The following is a 16,360-nucleotide window of genomic DNA, read 5'->3' as shown; positions in this document are numbered from 1 at the left end:
CTAACGATGACATCGCATGAACAACAGGCCGCTGCTGGAGCAAACCGGCAGCGTCTTTTTGTCTATAACGGTGGGTTTCTCACGCAAAAGCGTATCCGGCGGATTTTGGATCTTTCGGGGTATGACATTAAACTGGGCAAACCGTCGGATGGCGATTTAGTCGGTGTCTGGGGTCAATCCCCGACCTCGCCACGGGGTGAAGCCGTCGCCGCAAAAACAGAGACACCAATCCTGCGGGTTGAGGACGCATTCTTGCGTTCAGTTCTACCCGGTCGGGACGGGCAGCCGCCGTTGGGTCTGTTTCTCGACAAGCGCGGCGTTCATTTTGACCCAGCAACGATCAGCGATCTCGAGCAACTGCTGACCCATGATCCGCTGGATGACACGGCTCTGTTAAACCGCGCACGGGCTGCGATTGACCGCGTACGTGCCGCACATCTGAGCAAATACAATACCTATGATCTAGACGCCCCTACCCCCAAACCGGGTTATGTTTTGGTCATCGACCAAACCCGCGGCGATGCATCTGTCAAAGCAAGCCGCGCGGACAAAAACACCTTTCTCGAAATGTTGTATTACGCCCAAGAGGAAAATCCGGGCGCGCGGATCATCGTTAAGACGCATCCTGAAACCGCGGGCGGCCACCGAGATGGGTATTTCGACAAAAGCATCGAAAATGGTCAGGTCACATTATTTGGTGCCGCCGTTAGCCCGTGGGCGTTGTTCGACGGCGCAACCAGCGTCTATACGGTTTCGTCCCAAATGGGGTTTGAGGCGATTTTTGCAGGCCACCGCCCCCATGTGTTTGGCCAACCCTGCTATGCGGGTTGGGGGCTGACAGAAGACCGCAATCCAGTTCAACGCCGCCAACGCAAGCTCACCCGCGCACAACTCTTTGCCGGTGTGATGATGCGCTATGCGACTTGGTACGACCCTTATCGCGACCGTCTTTGCGAATTTGAAGATGCGCTTGCCACGCTAGAGGCGCAGGTGCGTGAATGGCGCGAAGATCATTGCGGATGGACAGGTGCCGAGATGCGGCTGTGGAAACGTAAACCGTTGCAACAGGTCTTTGGTCGCTATTTGAAAATGCGGTTTGGCGATGCGGCAACAGATGAACGGCGATTGATGGTTTGGGCCGGCAAGGCGACACCAGAGATGGGCGACGTTGTGCGGGTCGAGGACGGATTTTTGCGGTCACGCGGATTGGGCGCGGAACTGATCCCGCCACTCAGCCTCGTCACGGACACCTCTGGAATATACTATGATCCAACATCGCCCAGTGATCTTGAACAGTTGATTGCGGACAGCCCAAGCCTCTCAAATGCTGCACGGGACCGTGCCAAGACCGTGATCCGAGCGGTCACTGCCAGCAAGCTGAGCAAATACAACCTGCAGCGGGACACACCCCAATTACCCGACGGACACCGCATTTTGGTGCCGGGTCAGGTCGAAGATGACGCCTCTATCATGCTGGGCACCCTAGATGTCACGACCAACCGCGACCTGCTTTTGGCCGCAAGAGACGCCCGTCCCGACGCGGTGATCCTCTATAAACCGCACCCTGACGTCGAAGCAGGATTGCGCGATGGTGATGTCGCCGATGCCACTGAAATTGCGGATATGGTTGTCCAAAATGGCGATCCAATCGATCTCATTGATGCGGTCCGAGAGGTCTGGACGATGACGTCACTGTTGGGGTTCGAGGCGCTGTTGCGCGGCGTTCCCGTGACCTGTCTGGGGCAACCGTTCTACAGTGGTTGGGGGCTCACCACTGATCGCCATCCGCATCCTCGCCGGACTGCGCGCCCTGATCTCACCGCTCTCGCCCACGCGGTTTTGATCGACTACCCGCGCTATTTCGACCCAAAATCGGGGCTAGCCTGTCCTGTCGAGGTGATCATCGAAAGACTGGCCAGCGGGAATCTTCCATCACCTGGGCCATTCAATCGCAGTGTTGCGAAACTGCAGGGTGTGTTTGCAAGCTACGCGCATCTATGGCGCTAGAGCGGACGCCAACGGTGCAGCACGTCCGCGCCGATCGCGCGTGTTTCTAGCAATTGAAATCGTGGCGCCTCGGCCAGAACCGAAAGGCCAAGAGCCCCCAGCGACGGCGTTCCTTCAGCACCGATGGCGACACCGGCGGTATATCCAATGACTTCGTCGATGAGACCCGCACCCAAAAGAGACGCAGCAAGCGCACCGCCGCCTTCGCAATAAACACGCGTCAGCCCTTGGGCACCAAGCGTTTGCAGGCAGGCCGATGGGTCGAGCTGGCGGTGAGCTTCTGGACCGGCGGCAAGACAATTTGCGCCGTGGCCCGTCCAATCCTCAATCCGAGATTGAGAGGCGTCATCGCTGTGTAAAATCCAAACAGGCGGGTCTCCGGCAGTCACAGCCAGCTTGCAATCAGTTGGCAGGTCAAGTTTGCGCGAAAGCACCACGCGAATAGGTTGGCGCGCCACCCCGAGATCACGAACGTTCAGTGACGGATTATCCGCACGGACAGTGCCCGCCCCCACCATCACGGCATCGTGCCGTGCTCGGGACATATGGACATACCGGCGTGCGTCTGCCCCTGTGATCCATTGGCTGTCTCCGCTCGCTGTGGCGATACGTCCGTCGAAACTGTTGGCAAGTTTGAGCGTCACCCAAGGGCGGCCCGTCTCAATTCGTTTGAAAAACCCTGCCAAATCATTGCGTGCTTCGGACTCGCACAGACCAATGTCGACACAGATTCCAGCGTCGCGAAGCATCGCGTAGCCCCGACCAGAGACGCGGGGGTCACTGTCACCGGCCGCCACGATAACTCGAGAAACACCAGCATCGATCAATGCTTGGGCGCAAGGGGGGGTATGGCCATAATGGGAACAGGGTTCCAACGTGACATAGACGTCAGAGCCGCGTGCCGCAGTCCCAGCTGCTGCGAGCGCATGAGTTTCCGCATGCGGCCGCCCGCCGTCTTGGGTCCAGCCGCGTCCAACGACGCGACCGTCCTTGACGATCACACACCCAACCGATGGGTTGGGCCAGACACGCCCCAGACCACGCCGCCCAAGCTCTAGGGCAAGCGCCATCCAGCGCGCATCACTCATGTTCAGTCGTCTTCTGGTTTGATGTCCGGGCGCAGTTCTGAGACGAATTTGTCAAAATCATCTGCCGCCTGGAAGTTCTTGTAAACACTGGCAAAACGCACATAGGCCACCGTGTCGATGCGGGCCAAAGCCTCCATCACGATCTCACCTATTGTACCCGATGGAATATCGGTCTCGCCCATGCTTTCAAGTCTGCGCACGATGCCTGAAATCATTTGATCCATGCGCTCGGGCTCGACAGGGCGTTTTTGCAACGCGATCCGGATCGAACGTTCGAGTTTGTCACGGTCAAAGTCTTCTCGGCGTCCGTTGGTTTTAATCACCACCAGATCGCGCAGTTGTACCCGCTCGTATGTTGTAAATCGTCCACCACAAGCCGGACAGAACCGACGCCGGCGGATCGCAACGTGATCCTCGGCTGGACGCGAGTCCTTGACCTGTGTGTCTACATTTCCACAAAATGGACAGCGCATCGCATATCCCCTTATTCACTGCCTGTTGGGGTTTTGTCCCCATTTATGTCCAGTATTATAGGAAGAACTCTAGGATTTGGGTAGTGGGCAATTTCACCCCCTAGATCGTGAGGCTAAGAGTGAGTCAGATGCGCCACAACATGGCGGGTCTTTGGGGCTTCACGATGCTCGAACAAATAGATGCCCTGCCACGTCCCCAGCGCCAAACGCCCCTCTGTTACAGGAATGGCCAGCGACACAGGCATCATCGCAGATTTGATGTGGGCGGGCATGTCATCTGGGCCTTCGTATGTGTGGGTCAGATAGGACATCGACGGGTCCGTCGTGGGCGGAACCAATCGCCGAAAGAATGCGTTCAGATCGGTCTGCACCTCAGGGTCGGCGTTCTCTTGGATCAACAGCGAACAAGATGTGTGCTGCACAAACAGCGTCAACAGACCGGTCCCTATGGCCCAGTCGGTGACGTGATCCGTGAATTCATAGAGACCAGACCCACGGGTCTGGATGGAAAATTGGCCCTGCATGAGCCTAACTTACTGCGCGGCGCAGGCCAATGCGACGGTATTTTCGGGCGTCTGAACCTCTGGCGCCATCGCGATCAAAGACGATGCAGGCACTGCACAGGCCGGAGCCTCGGACAGTGCGATGATCCCGTTCGACAGACTTGGACCGTCCACAGGTTGGGAAATGAAATTGAATGCCGTGAGTTGGATGTCAGCCTCATCCAGAGCGCCAATGTTGGCGGTCGCTGTGGTGGCGGACAGTAGAGCGGCAGAGATCAAAGCAAGGCGAAGCATGAGGGGTCTCTCAAACAAAGGGTTAAGACTGATACTCGCCAGATAGGCGAATTTGACGCCAAAGAAATCCCCTTGCACGCGCACGTGATGTTTGTTGAAGCACAATAGAAGTTTAGAACCGGAGCCTTCGGTATCTGCGGATATTGACAAGAGGGATCACATCCCAATCCACAGACAATGCGCCGCTCGGGGCGCGGTCAATCAAATCCTCAGGTAGGTCAAACCGGTAGCGCATGACGCCATCGTCCTCGCGGACCGAACAAATGACTTGGCGTTTCATCGCGGTAAAACCACGACCGCACTCGAGCTGGCGACTGACCTCCGATAATGTGCTGATCGTGGGTCGAAAGCCGAAGGGGCCAGAGACCGCAGCAGACGTTGTGATGACAGAAAAGATCCCATCGCCGTGGTCGTTCGCGTCAAACCTAAAAACGAGATCGCCACCGTCCCACCATTCGATCGTATCCACAATGCCTGTGGCCTGACCGGGATAGGTGCCAAGACGCAGGTCAGCATTTGGGAACATTGATTGCAGGGCTTGGGGTTCGAAGTCGGATCAGCCCGTGACGCCGTCGACGTCATGCAGGCCCAAAGTGTGATCTTGGGACATCGCACTGCCGGTGGCCCCGGACAAGGCCGCCGCGCAGAGCAGTTTCCGGATCACTGGTCCAAGAACGACCGCAGTTTACGCGACCGGCTTGGGTGCTTGAGTTTGCGCAGAGCTTTGGCTTCGATTTGACGAATACGTTCGCGGGTCACGCTGAACTGCTGACCAACCTCTTCGAGAGTGTGGTCCGTGTTCATACCGATGCCAAAACGCATCCGCAGAACCCGCTCTTCACGCGGTGTAAGCGAAGCGAGAACGCGGGTCGTCGTCTCTTTGAGGTTCTCTTGGATCGCACTGTCGAGAGGTAGAACTGCGTTCTTGTCCTCGATGAAATCGCCCAACTGGCTGTCTTCTTCGTCGCCAATCGGTGTCTCGAGACTGATCGGCTCTTTGGCGATCTTCATGACCTTGCGGACTTTTTCCAGCGGCATCTGCAGCTTTTCCGCCAATTCCTCTGGCGTCGGCTCGCGACCAATCTCGTGCAGCATCTGGCGACCGGTGCGGACCAGCTTGTTGATCGTTTCGATCATGTGAACCGGAATACGGATCGTGCGCGCCTGATCAGCAATCGAACGGGTGATCGCCTGACGGATCCACCACGTCGCATAGGTCGAGAATTTGTAACCGCGGCGGTATTCGAATTTATCGACCGCCTTCATCAGGCCAATGTTACCTTCCTGAATAAGATCAAGGAATTGTAGGCCACGGTTCGTGTATTTCTTGGCGATCGAAATAACGAGACGCAGGTTCGCCTCGACCATTTCTTTTTTCGCCTGACGCGCCTCTTTTTCACCCTTTTGAACCTGCTGCACGATGCGGCGGAATTCAGAGATATCGAGGCCGATGTATTGACCAACTTGGGCCATATCTGCGCGCAAGTCTTCGATCTTACCTGTGCTCTTTTCAATCAACGCCTGCCAACCACGACCAGGTTTTTCACCCATCTGCTCTAGCCACGTCGGGTCAAGTTCATGACCACGATAGGCATCGATAAATTCGCGGCGGTTGATGCGCGCTTGGTCAGCGAGCTTCACCATGCTTGAGTCGATCGACATGATACGACGGTTGATACCGTAGAGCTGGTCGATAAGCGCCTCGATACGGTTGTTGTGCAGATGCATCGAATTCACCAGCTCAACAATTTCCGAGCGCAGTTTTTGATAGGACTTCTCGGCTTTGTCGGAAAAGCTCTCGTCTTCGTTAAGGGTCGCACTGATACGAGCGTCCTGCATTTCCGAGAGCTTAGCAAAGTCGTTTGCAATCAGGTCGAGGGTTTCCAGCACGCGCGGCTTAAGTGCGGCCTCCATTGCAGCAAGGCTCATGTTGGCCTGCTCGTCCTCGTCGTCATCGTCTTCCTTGGCAATCGGATTGCCGTCGGCGTCCAACTCTTGCGCCTCTTCTTTTTTCGGAGCGGCCGCGCCAGCGGTCGTGTCGACAACAGGTGCTTCTTCTTCGTCCTCGCCCATCTGGTCGCCAAAGGTGGTTTCCAGATCAATGACGTCGCGCAGCAGAATGTCCTCGGACAAAAGTTCGTCGCGCCAAATTGTAATCGCTTGGAATGTCAGCGGGCTCTCGCAGAGGCCCAAGATCATTGTGTTGCGGCCAGCCTCAATACGTTTGGCGATCGCAATCTCGCCCTCGCGCGACAACAACTCAACGCTGCCCATTTCACGCAAGTACATGCGGACGGGGTCATCGGTGCGGTCCAGCTTTTCGGTCTCGCCGGACGATACGGCAACTTCGCGGTTGCCGCCCGTCGTGGTGACGTCGGTGCCACCCTTTTGCTCTTCGTCTTCGGTTTCTTCTTCGATGATATTGATGCCCATTTCTGAGAGCATCGACATCACGTCTTCGATCTGTTCGGAACTAACCTGCTCAGGTGGTAGAACCTGATTGAGCTGGTCATATGTGATGTAGCCGCGTTCCCGCGCCTCACCGATCATCTTTTTGACCGCAGCTTGGCTCATATCGAGCGAGATGTCGGCGTCAGAGTTATCGGATTTGCGATCGTCGTTGTCTTTCGCGGCCATCAAAGAGGCTCCTGTCACATGTGTCACTCGGCGTGTCGTCCCGGCGTGGAATAGCCTGACTAGGTCGGGATGATTCGTCCAATTACGAATCAATCTGCGATTCAGGTGATTCGCAACCAGATTTAGGCTGATTTTCTTAACGTGTTGCTTACCAAGGGCGCGACTAAGCGTCCCCTTTACCAAAGCCAATCTGATCCAGAAGCGCATCAAACTTGCTGCGCTCGTCTTTCTTCATCTTGGCCCCGTTTTCACCGGTCTCAAATTCTGTCTTATCTTCTTGGGCACCGCGCCCTGTCCCGTTGATCGCATTTGCTGCTTGGCTTAACCGCCATGTCACACCTTCGTCGGCTATACCGCTTAGGTCTTCAACTGCATCTGCGATTTCTCGGGCATGACCGCGTTTAGCGCCCAGCTTGTCCAACTCTTCGGCCACGCACGCTGCCGCGATTTCTGTATCGCCCGCTCGCCGAACAGCCGGAGTGATTGCGACATGGCTCTGGGACATCAGCTTTTCAAGAGTGTCCGGCCCCAGTTCGCCAACTAAATTTCCACGCAACACCTCTGGCTGGTCCCCAACGTGCCGCAACAGGGCATGACGGATGGCTTCGTGCTCGGACGACGCACAGATCATACGCTCTAACGCGCTTTCGAATTGTCCAAGGATTGCAGGGTTGCTGATCAAGGTCGCAAGGATCACGCTCTCGCGCAGATGGTCCTCGGCCGCAGCACCTGCTCCCAAGACCGATGCTTTGGTGCTGGCCATGGGCACACCTTGGGGCTGCCATTTGCCCCGTGGCTGATAGGTCGACTTCGCCGTGCCGCCACGGTTCTGGCGAAATAGCTCCCATCTGAGCGACTTGATTTCTTCGCCATAGTGGCTGCGGATCGACGGGTCTTTGATCTCTTGGATCTTGGCACGCAGTGCTTTATCGAGTGCGGCCTTGCGCTCTGGACTGTCAAAGACTTTGCCTTCGGTCTCACGACGCCACAGGAGCTGAACCATTGGGATCGCTTGATCGAGCAAGGCCTGCATCGCACCAGGGCCCTGCCCTTTGACCAAATCGTCAGGATCCATACCCTCGGGCATCAAGGCAAAGCGCACGGACTGCCCAGCCTCGAGCATAGGCAAGGCGGTGTCGATCACACGCATCGCCGCACGCATACCAGCAGTGTCACCATCCAGCGCGATGATTGGTTCGCGCGCGATGCGCCACATCAGACGCAATTGATCCTCGGTGATCGCAGTTCCTAGCGGGGCGACCGTCGCACCAAAACCGGCCTCTGACAGCGCGATCACATCCATATACCCCTCGGCCACGATCAGATCGCCACCTTTGCCCGCCGCCTCGCGCGCAGGTTTCTGATTGTAGAGGTTGCGACCTTTGTCAAAGAGGACGGTTTCGGGCGAATTGAGGTATTTCGCATTATCATTTGGATCCATCGCACGCCCGCCAAAGGCAATCGCACGGCCCAGTCCATCGCGGATTGGAAACATGATCCGGTTGCGGAACGTGTCATAGGGCTTGCCGCCCTTGGACGACGGTTTGGCCAAACCACAGTCCATCATCATGTCAGGCGAGACACCTTTGGCCGTCAGGTGGTCCCACAAGTTTTGCCAACCGTCAGGTGCAAATCCGATTTCCCAGCGTTCAAGAGACGTGTCATTGAACCCACGCCCGACCAGATAATCACGCGCTTCACTTGCGGGACCAGTTTTCAGCGAAAGACGAAAAAACTGGACCGCTTGTTCCATCACGTCGGCAAGCTGGGTGCGTCGGTCTGCTTTTTTTTGCGCCTCGGGATCGCGTTGGGGCATTGGCATGCCCGCCTCACCGGCTAGGATTTGAACAGCTTCCATGAACCCGACATTTTCGGTTTCTCGGACAAAGGAAATCGCATCACCTTTGGCGTGACACCCAAAGCAATAGTAATAGCCCTTTTGATCGTCGACGTGAAAACTGGCCGATTTTTCCTGATGAAACGGGCATGGTGCCCACATATCGCCCTTGCCCTGATTGGACTTGCGCGGGTCCCAAATAACTTTGCGCCCAACAACCTGAGCGATGCTCAGTCGGGTACGCAATTCATCAAGGAAACCGTCGGGCAAACTCATTTAGACAATATCGCTCAGCGCGTTCAGAGAGTCGAGAGTCCCTCGCGCGCGGCGACACCGCGCATCGCGGTTTTCAGCTCATGCACCAATGTCCCAGCCATCGAACGAAAGACATAGAGATCGAAACTGTTGTCGCCCGTGCAATGGACCGCGCCGTTCATATGCTGGATCTGCGTGCGGATCACATCACCACGTTTAAGTGCGGTGATGTCCGCTGGGACAAGGCGCGACAAAACGTCAGGTGCAGTTGCGCCGACAATCGTCACACATGCCCACGCATCTGATTGATCCGTAACGGCGGCATCAGCGGGCCGTGGGGCGGGACCATGTACCATCCAATGCCCTTGCCCAAACCACAAAATGCGGGCGTCTTTGCCCCCATTGCTGCGCCCGATGCGAGGAAGCGTGAGACCAGCAGCCGAGGTCCCGTTAAATGGCTCGACCAAGTGCATTTGATCAATCACCTGTTCGATCAAAGACACCCCGCCCCAAGAGAAAGGCAAAAGATCGGCACAGGGTGTTTTCGCAATCAGCTTAACCACGGACACGCCTCCCCTCTGGATCAAAAAAAACGGGGTTCACGACCTCGCATAGCGTTTCAACACTACGCAAATGATCCACAAGCCGGATGGTTTCACCCATCCTGTCGCGCCCGTCGCGCAAGAAACCTAGGCCAAGATTTTGGCACAACGTTGGGGAATAACAAACGCTGGTGACGTATCCCGCAGAGTTCTGACGCGTCGCGTCGGCACCGCGTTCAAACAGATGCGCACCGGCCGTCAGTTCGCCATCGAAGGCGATAGGGCGCAAGCCAATCAGTTCGTCCCGATCCTCGACCAAACCGACACGAGCCGCCATCGTCTTGCCGATGCAATCCTTTTTGACCGACACCATCCGGTCCATCCCGATATCAAAGGCCGTCACGCGCCCATGGATTTCCGCATGGGTGATAAAACCCTTTTCGATCCGCAATACGTTGAGCGCCTCCATCCCGTAAGGACCACCGCCCATCGTTTCTGCGGTCGCGGTCAAAAGTCGGAAGAGGCTGTCACCGTATCTGGCAGGAACTGCGATTTCATAGGCATGTTCACCAGAAAAGGAGATGCGGAACAAACGGCCTGAGACACCTGCGACCTCGACATTGCCGCAGGCCATAAAGGGCCAGTTTTCGTCATCAATCGTGCTGTCGAGAAACCTACTAAGCAGCTCTCGCGACTTGGGGCCCGCAACGGCGAACTGCGCCCATTGTTCCGTCGCGCTTGCAAGGCTGACACGCCAGTCCGGGCGCAAGGCCTGACGGATGAATTCGAGATGCCGCATCACCAGACCTGCAGCCGTAGTCGTCGTAGTGATGACATAGTGCTGATCGCCCAGCCGTGCGCAGGTTCCATCATCTAAAACATGACCATCTTCGCGCAACATCAGGCCATAGCGGACCCGCGCGACTTTGAGCGTGGACATCATGTTGGTATAGGCCAAATCGAGCAACGCAGCAGCGTCTTGCCCTTGGATATCAATCTTGCCTAGGGTGCTGACATCACAGACACCGACCGCGTTTCGAACATAGCCGACTTCGCGGTCGCAGCTTTCGCGCCAAGTTGTCTCGCCCACCGCAGGAAAATACGAAGGGCGATACCAAAGGCCCGCTTCGATCATTGGGGCACCGCGCGCGATCGTCGCGGCGTGGCTGGTTGTCAGACGTTCGGGCGCAAATCCATGTCCCTGCCCGCCGGCCCCCATCGATGCGATAGAGACAGGTGAATACGGTGGTCGAAACGTTGTCGTCCCCGTCTCGGGAATTCCGCGACCCGTCGCATCTGCGAGGACCGCCAGGGCTGACACGTTCGAGTTCTTGCCCTGATCCGTCGCCATCCCCTGCGTCGTGTACCGCTTCATATGCTCTACCGAGCGAAAGCCCTCTTGGGCCGCAAGATTGATATCTTTGACCGTGACATCATTTTGAAAATCGAGCCATTTGCGGCCTTTGCCCTCGACTGACCAAAGGGGGCCAATCGCATATGTTTTCGCCTCGGCCTCGGGGAGTGGAGCCGGTTTCTCGTTAAATGCCAGATCGGTTGCCGCCGCCGCACCCGCCTGCGCACCGCTTGCGAGACAGCTTGCCGTGTCCATCTGCCCAGCAGCGGCGCCTGCAACCGTCATACCGGGTACGGCGCCCGCGGTTGGGACAAAGGATAATATGTCTTCGTTCCATTGCGGCCGACCATTCATGTGACAAGTCAGATGCACTGACGGGTTCCACCCTCCTGACATAGCAAGGCAATCCGTGCGGATCACATGCGTGCCATTTGAATTCGCGACTGTGATCTCTTGCAGTCCGTGCCGCCCCTTGGTCGCGGTGACCCGTCCACCTGCATAAACCGGAACATCGGCATTCAATGATACGTCCTTGCGGCTGTCGATCAGGGCGGCAACGTCGACGCCAGCATCCAGCAGATCATGCACAGTTTGGTGCGCGTCATCGTTATTGCCAAAGACCGTTACGCGCGCGCCAGGGGCCACGCCCCAGCGGTTAACATAGGCACGCGCCGCGCTGGCCATCATCACGCCGGGTCTGTCATTGTTCGGGAAGGCCACGGGCCGTTCGATTGCTCCAGCGCACAGAACAGCGCGTTTTGTGACGATCCGCCAAAAGCATTCGAGTGGCGCCTCGCCACCACGTGCGCGGTGTTTGCTCACCCGTTCGAGCGCACCGTAAGTGCCTTGGTCATATGCACCGGTGACGGTTGTGCGTGGCATGATCCGAACATTGTCCATCGCCTCTAGTTGGGCGCGCGTCGAAGCCGCCCAATCCGACCCAGACCAGCCATCAAGCGAGCCCGTCTCGGCATTCAAACGCCCCCCGATCATGCTGTCTTCGTCAGCGAGAATGACCTGTGCGCCGCCTTGACCCGCACTAAGCGCAGCCATCAGGCCCGCAGGACCCGCACCAATCACCAGAACATCGCAATGGGCGAATGCCTTTTCATAGAGATCCGGATTAGCCTTGCCACTCAGCGTACCAAGACCTGCAGCGTTTCGAATGAACGGTTCGTATAGACCTTCCCAAAGTGCTTTTGGCCACATGAATGTCTTGTAGTAAAAACCGGCACTTAGAAATGGTGACAGCAAATCGTTGATCGCCATGGCATCGTGACGCAGCGACGGCCAAGCGTTTTGCGACCGTGCCTCGAGACCATTGAACAGCTCTTGGACTGTGGCGCGCACATTCGGCTCGGCGCGTGCATCGCGGCCAATCGTCATAAGCGCGTTTGGCTCTTCGCTTCCTGCGGTCAGAATGCCCCGAGGCCGGTGGTATTTGAACGACCGCCCGACCAAACGCACGTCGTTGGCCAACAAAGCAGAGGCCAAAGTATCACCCTCAAAGCCTTGGTAAGCCGTACCATCAAAGGTAAAGGCCACTGGCTTGGCGCGGTTAATATGTCCCTTTCCAACCAGCCTCATTTCGTGGCCTTTCGCGCAAGCTCGGCCTTGATCACCTCGTGCGTAGCAGTGTTCCGAGTGACGACAATCCACGCCGAACAGCCTCCCTCATGACACCACAGATCACGGGTGATCCCCGCCGGATTATCACGCAAATGTACATAGTCGTCCCATGCTGCCTCGCCCGCATCAGGGTCAGGGCGGTTCAGGGCGACAGCGTCGCCCTGATAGTAAAACTCCCGACGATCACGATCGCCACAGATAGGACATGGGATACGCATTCGGGCTTAGCCACCTCTGCAAGATTGAAGGACCACATCAACAAAGGTCACGCGGTTAACGTCCAAGAGACGCAAACGGAACCCACCAGCCACATCAAAGAATGTCTGTACTCACGGCTGTCGCCCTCGCAGACACCCTCCGCAAACGCCGCAGCCGCAATCTTTTTCACTTCGGCGCGCTCATCGGCCGGAATGATCGCTTGGTCGAGCCCTACGTTGATATCCATCAAAACTGTCGGGCCTATCGCCACGGCGCGGGACAATTTGAAGCCAGGTGCAAAATCACGTCCACGCTCGCGATCAATATCTTGCGCGACCGCTTGGGCCAACTGGCACGTCAGTTCCGATGGGCACGGCGTGCCCTGTTGTGGAATGGGCTCGCAAGCCGCGAGAAAGCCAAGGCCCGCCACAAGGAGTGCGCTTTTGAAGAATGCAGAAAAGGTCATAAGGTTTCCTAAAAAGTGATTAATGAAGGTTGTGTTGAGAGCCTGTGCCCTCTTCGTCCAATAGATTGCGACCCGTTCGGAACCGATCGAGCCTAAATTTAGTAGCCGCGTCATGGTAGGTGTCAGTGGCCATTAAATGAGCAAAAACATTGCCCGAAGCCGGTACAGCTTTAAAGCCACCATAGCACCAGCCACAATTAATATAGAGACCCTGAACATCTGTACGGTCAATGATTGGGGATCCGTCAGGCGTCATATCCATAATGCCACCCCAAGATCGTAAGACCTTGGCCTTGCCGATCATGGGCATCAGGGTCATGCCCGCCTCCATCACATGCTCTTTCATCGGCAAATTGCCGCGCGCTGCGTATGAGGCGTAGAAATCAAGATCACCCCCAAAGACGAGACCGCCCTTGTCAGATTGACTGATATAGAAATGGCCCATGCCAAAACTGATCACCTGATCAATCACAGGTTTCAGGCCTTCGGTCACAAACGCCTGCAAGACGTGGCTCTCAATCGGCAAGCGCATCCCTGCCATTTCGGCGACCTGACTAGAGCGACCCGCCACGACCATGCCGATCTTTTTTGCGCAGATGGCTCCGCGTGTGGTTTGCACACCGCGCACGGCACCGTTTTCGATATCGATGCCAGTGACTTCGCAATTCTGGATTAGGTCAACTCCGAGCCGGTCCGCACCACGAGCGTAGCCCCAAGCAACAGCGTCATGCCGCGCCGTGCCGCCCCGTTTGTGCAACAAGCCGCCATAGATCGGAAAACGCGTGTTTTCAAAATCGAGATAAGGAACCAAGTCTCGAACGCCATTTTGATCTAGCAGCTCTGCGTCGTCGCCTTGGTTGATCATCGCGTTGCCGCGACGCGCAAACGCATCGCGCTGACCGTCCGAGTGAAACAAGTTCAGGATGCCGCGTTGCGACATCATCGTATTATAGTTCAGCTCTTGCTCCATATTCTCCCACAGCTTGAGCGAATGTGAGTAGAATTCAGAGTTGCCATCGAGGAAATAATTGGCCCGCACGATCGTCGTGTTGCGCCCGACATTGCCACCGCCCAGATATCCCTTTTCCAGAACGGCGATATTCTTGAGCCCATGCTCGCGGGCAAGGTTATAGGCAGTCGCCAACCCGTGCCCGCCACCGCCAATAATGATGATATCGTATTCAGGTTTGGGATCCGGCGTGCGCCAAACGGGCTTCCAGCCGCGCTGACCTCGCAACGCTTCAGATATTACGCGGAACCCTGAATAGGTCATCTGCCCTGTCTCCCCTTACGAGGCAGAAAAGCACCGCATCACTGGATGTTCAATGCGTCAATTTCGAAAAACCCGACCGCCAGATCGAAAAAGGCGGCTCTGATGAAAGAGCCGCCTCAATGATAGGGTTTTGTGCCTAAGGTCAGAGACCTTTGGCGCGGTAGCTTGCTGACACTTTGCCGATTGCAACCAGATAGGCCGCGGTGCGCAAGTCCGTGACATCGTCGCGGCTGTGCCAGACCTCTCGCATCGACTGATACGCCGCACGCATTGTGTCATCGAGACCTGACCGGACAAGCTCGAGCTCGCCTGCGCCTCGCAGGTAGCGCTCTTTGAAATCAGGGCTCAGTTCCCAACCAATGCCGCTGTCCTTGGACAAACGCTCGAGCTCGTCGACAACCAACTGGTGGCGCGATTCCTCGGCGCGACGCTGCATGCGTCCAAACCGGATGTGGCTCAGGTTTTTGACCCATTCAAAGTAGCTGACGGTCACACCACCTGCGTTCGCAAACATGTCAGGGATAATCACACAGCCCTTTTCGCGCAGGATGTCATCGGCCCCAGCCGTCACAGGTCCATTCGCTGCCTCGATGATCAAAGGCGCCTTGACGTTGGCCGCGTTGCCCATGTGGATCACCCCTTCGAGCGCCGCAGGGATCAGGATATCGCAATCCACCTCGAGAATGCTGGACCCGTCAGTCGTGTGCGTGGCTTTTGGATAGCCGGTCACACCGCGGCGTTCACCAATCCAAGCCCTCACGTCTTCGACATCAAGTCCATTTTCATCGAAAAGTGCGCCATCATGTTCGATAATGCCAATGATTTTCGAGCCGTCTTCTTCCTGAAGAAACTTGGCCGCGTGGTAGCCCACATTGCCGAGGCCCTGAACGACAACGCGTTTGCCAGAAAGATTACCTGTTAGGCCGGCAGCCTTCATGTCTTCAGGATGACGGAAGAACTCTTGCAATGCATATTGGACACCACGACCTGTCGCCTCGGTCCGGCCTTGGATGCCGCCCGCATTGATCGGTTTACCGGTGACACACGCGGCCGAGTTGATGTCCGTTGTGTTCATGCGTTTGTATTGGTCCGCAATCCACGCCATTTCGCGCTCGCCTGTGCCCATGTCGGGAGCGGGGACGTTTTGTGATGGATGGATCAGGTCACGTTTCGCGAGCTCATACGCAAAGCGGCGCGTAATCAGTTCAAGTTCGTGCTCTTCATATTCGTTCGGATTGATGCAAAGCCCGCCTTTGGACCCACCAAACGGCGCCTCAACCAGCGCGCATTTGTAGGTCATCAGCGCAGCGAGCGCCTCGACCTCGTCCTGATGTACGCCTAGTGAATAGCGTATTCCGCCTTTCACAGGTTCCATATGTTCGGAGTGGACCGACCGATACCCTGTAAACGTTTGAATTTCGCCGCGCAAACGAACGCCAAAACGGACCGTATAGGTCGCGTTACATACTCTGATTTTTTCTTCTAGACCCGGCGGAAGATCCATAAGCGCCATGGCGCGCTTGACCATAATATCAACGGATTCACGAAAGCTCGGCTCTTGGATGTCGGCCATCTGGCCCTCCTGCAATGACGGTGCGCGCCAATGCCCGCACGTTGTTATCAAAGCGCAGCAGCGAAACAAAAGCCACCGGAAAACGCACAAATTTTCATCACTTTAAAAACTTTTTGTTTCGGATCCCAAAAAGCATCCAATTGGTTAACGTTCCATTGAGCCTTTCTGTCTCAATTTATAATTTTTGTGAAATTTGTGTCCAATCCCCCGCCAAAGGGGCCGATTGACGCG

The 16,360-nt window shown here is 56.4% G+C and carries 14 protein-coding genes; 1 reads left to right on the top strand and 13 read right to left on the bottom strand.

All coding sequences use genetic code 11. The features are described 5' to 3' along the window. The first annotated feature begins 6 nt into the window (after positions 1-6). Positions 7-2,007 carry a capsular polysaccharide biosynthesis protein gene (locus TR2A62_RS17230; RefSeq protein WP_009158306.1) on the top strand — a complete coding sequence of 667 codons (2,001 nt, stop codon included), beginning with the start codon at positions 7-9 and terminating at the stop codon, positions 2,005-2,007. Here the strand turns inward: TR2A62_RS17230 and ribD are convergent. The 13 genes from ribD to TR2A62_RS17165 form a co-directional block, all read right to left on the bottom strand. Then, a complete protein-coding gene (gene ribD, locus TR2A62_RS17225; RefSeq protein ID WP_009157346.1) occupies positions 2,004-3,095 on the bottom strand; it encodes a bifunctional diaminohydroxyphosphoribosylaminopyrimidine deaminase/5-amino-6-(5-phosphoribosylamino)uracil reductase RibD in 1,092 nt (363 codons plus the stop codon). The genes TR2A62_RS17230 and ribD overlap by 4 nt on opposite strands. A gap of 2 nt (positions 3,096-3,097) precedes the next feature. Then, positions 3,098-3,568: a transcriptional regulator NrdR gene (nrdR, locus tag TR2A62_RS17220; protein WP_009157277.1), complete on the bottom strand. Its 471-nt coding sequence runs from the start codon at positions 3,566-3,568 to the stop codon at positions 3,098-3,100. A gap of 113 nt (positions 3,569-3,681) precedes the next feature. After that, entirely contained in the window at positions 3,682-4,092 is a 411-nt protein-coding gene (locus TR2A62_RS17215) for a secondary thiamine-phosphate synthase enzyme YjbQ (protein WP_009160607.1), read from the bottom strand. Positions 4,093-4,101: 9 nt separating this feature from the next. After that, positions 4,102-4,365, bottom strand: a complete 264-nt coding sequence (locus TR2A62_RS17210) for a hypothetical protein (RefSeq protein ID WP_009160028.1) — start codon at positions 4,363-4,365, stop codon at positions 4,102-4,104. Positions 4,366-4,477: 112 nt separating this feature from the next. Beyond that, the gene (locus TR2A62_RS17205) at positions 4,478-4,891 is read right to left on the bottom strand and encodes a hypothetical protein (RefSeq protein WP_009159468.1); all 414 of its coding nucleotides are present in this window, start codon (positions 4,889-4,891) and stop codon (positions 4,478-4,480) included. Between the two features lie 134 nt (positions 4,892-5,025). Continuing rightward, complete coding sequence (gene rpoD / locus TR2A62_RS17200; protein WP_009157907.1) at positions 5,026-7,002, bottom strand: RNA polymerase sigma factor RpoD; 1,977 nt, start codon at positions 7,000-7,002, stop codon at positions 5,026-5,028. A 163-nt stretch (positions 7,003-7,165) separates the two neighbouring features. Beyond that, the gene (gene dnaG / locus TR2A62_RS17195; RefSeq protein ID WP_009158744.1) at positions 7,166-9,115 is read right to left on the bottom strand and encodes a DNA primase; all 1,950 of its coding nucleotides are present in this window, start codon (positions 9,113-9,115) and stop codon (positions 7,166-7,168) included. A 23-nt stretch (positions 9,116-9,138) separates the two neighbouring features. Then, on the bottom strand, positions 9,139-9,657 hold the full coding sequence (locus TR2A62_RS17190; RefSeq protein ID WP_009159606.1) for a sarcosine oxidase subunit gamma: 519 nt from the start codon (positions 9,655-9,657) through the stop codon (positions 9,139-9,141). Further along, positions 9,650-12,577, bottom strand: coding sequence for a sarcosine oxidase subunit alpha family protein (locus TR2A62_RS17185; RefSeq protein ID WP_009160817.1), 2,928 nt, complete (start codon positions 12,575-12,577; stop codon positions 9,650-9,652). Before TR2A62_RS17185 ends, TR2A62_RS17190 begins: the two co-directional genes overlap by 8 nt. Further along, complete coding sequence (locus tag TR2A62_RS17180) at positions 12,574-12,837, bottom strand: sarcosine oxidase subunit delta (protein WP_009158265.1); 264 nt, start codon at positions 12,835-12,837, stop codon at positions 12,574-12,576. Before TR2A62_RS17180 ends, TR2A62_RS17185 begins: the two co-directional genes overlap by 4 nt. A 47-nt stretch (positions 12,838-12,884) precedes the next feature. Then, positions 12,885-13,283, bottom strand: coding sequence for a hypothetical protein (locus tag TR2A62_RS17175; RefSeq protein WP_009159506.1), 399 nt, complete (start codon positions 13,281-13,283; stop codon positions 12,885-12,887). A gap of 19 nt (positions 13,284-13,302) precedes the next feature. Beyond that, positions 13,303-14,556: a sarcosine oxidase subunit beta family protein gene (locus tag TR2A62_RS17170; protein ID WP_009160353.1), complete on the bottom strand. Its 1,254-nt coding sequence runs from the start codon at positions 14,554-14,556 to the stop codon at positions 13,303-13,305. Positions 14,557-14,698: 142 nt separating this feature from the next. Continuing rightward, positions 14,699-16,129: a Glu/Leu/Phe/Val dehydrogenase gene (locus tag TR2A62_RS17165; RefSeq protein ID WP_009157888.1), complete on the bottom strand. Its 1,431-nt coding sequence runs from the start codon at positions 16,127-16,129 to the stop codon at positions 14,699-14,701. Positions 16,130-16,360: the final 231 nt, after the last annotated feature.

The sequence above is a fragment of the Thalassobium sp. R2A62 genome (assembly GCF_000161835.1).
Classification (GTDB): Bacteria; Pseudomonadota; Alphaproteobacteria; order Rhodobacterales; family Rhodobacteraceae; genus Thalassobium.
This window is presented reverse-complemented; position numbering and strand designations above follow the sequence as displayed.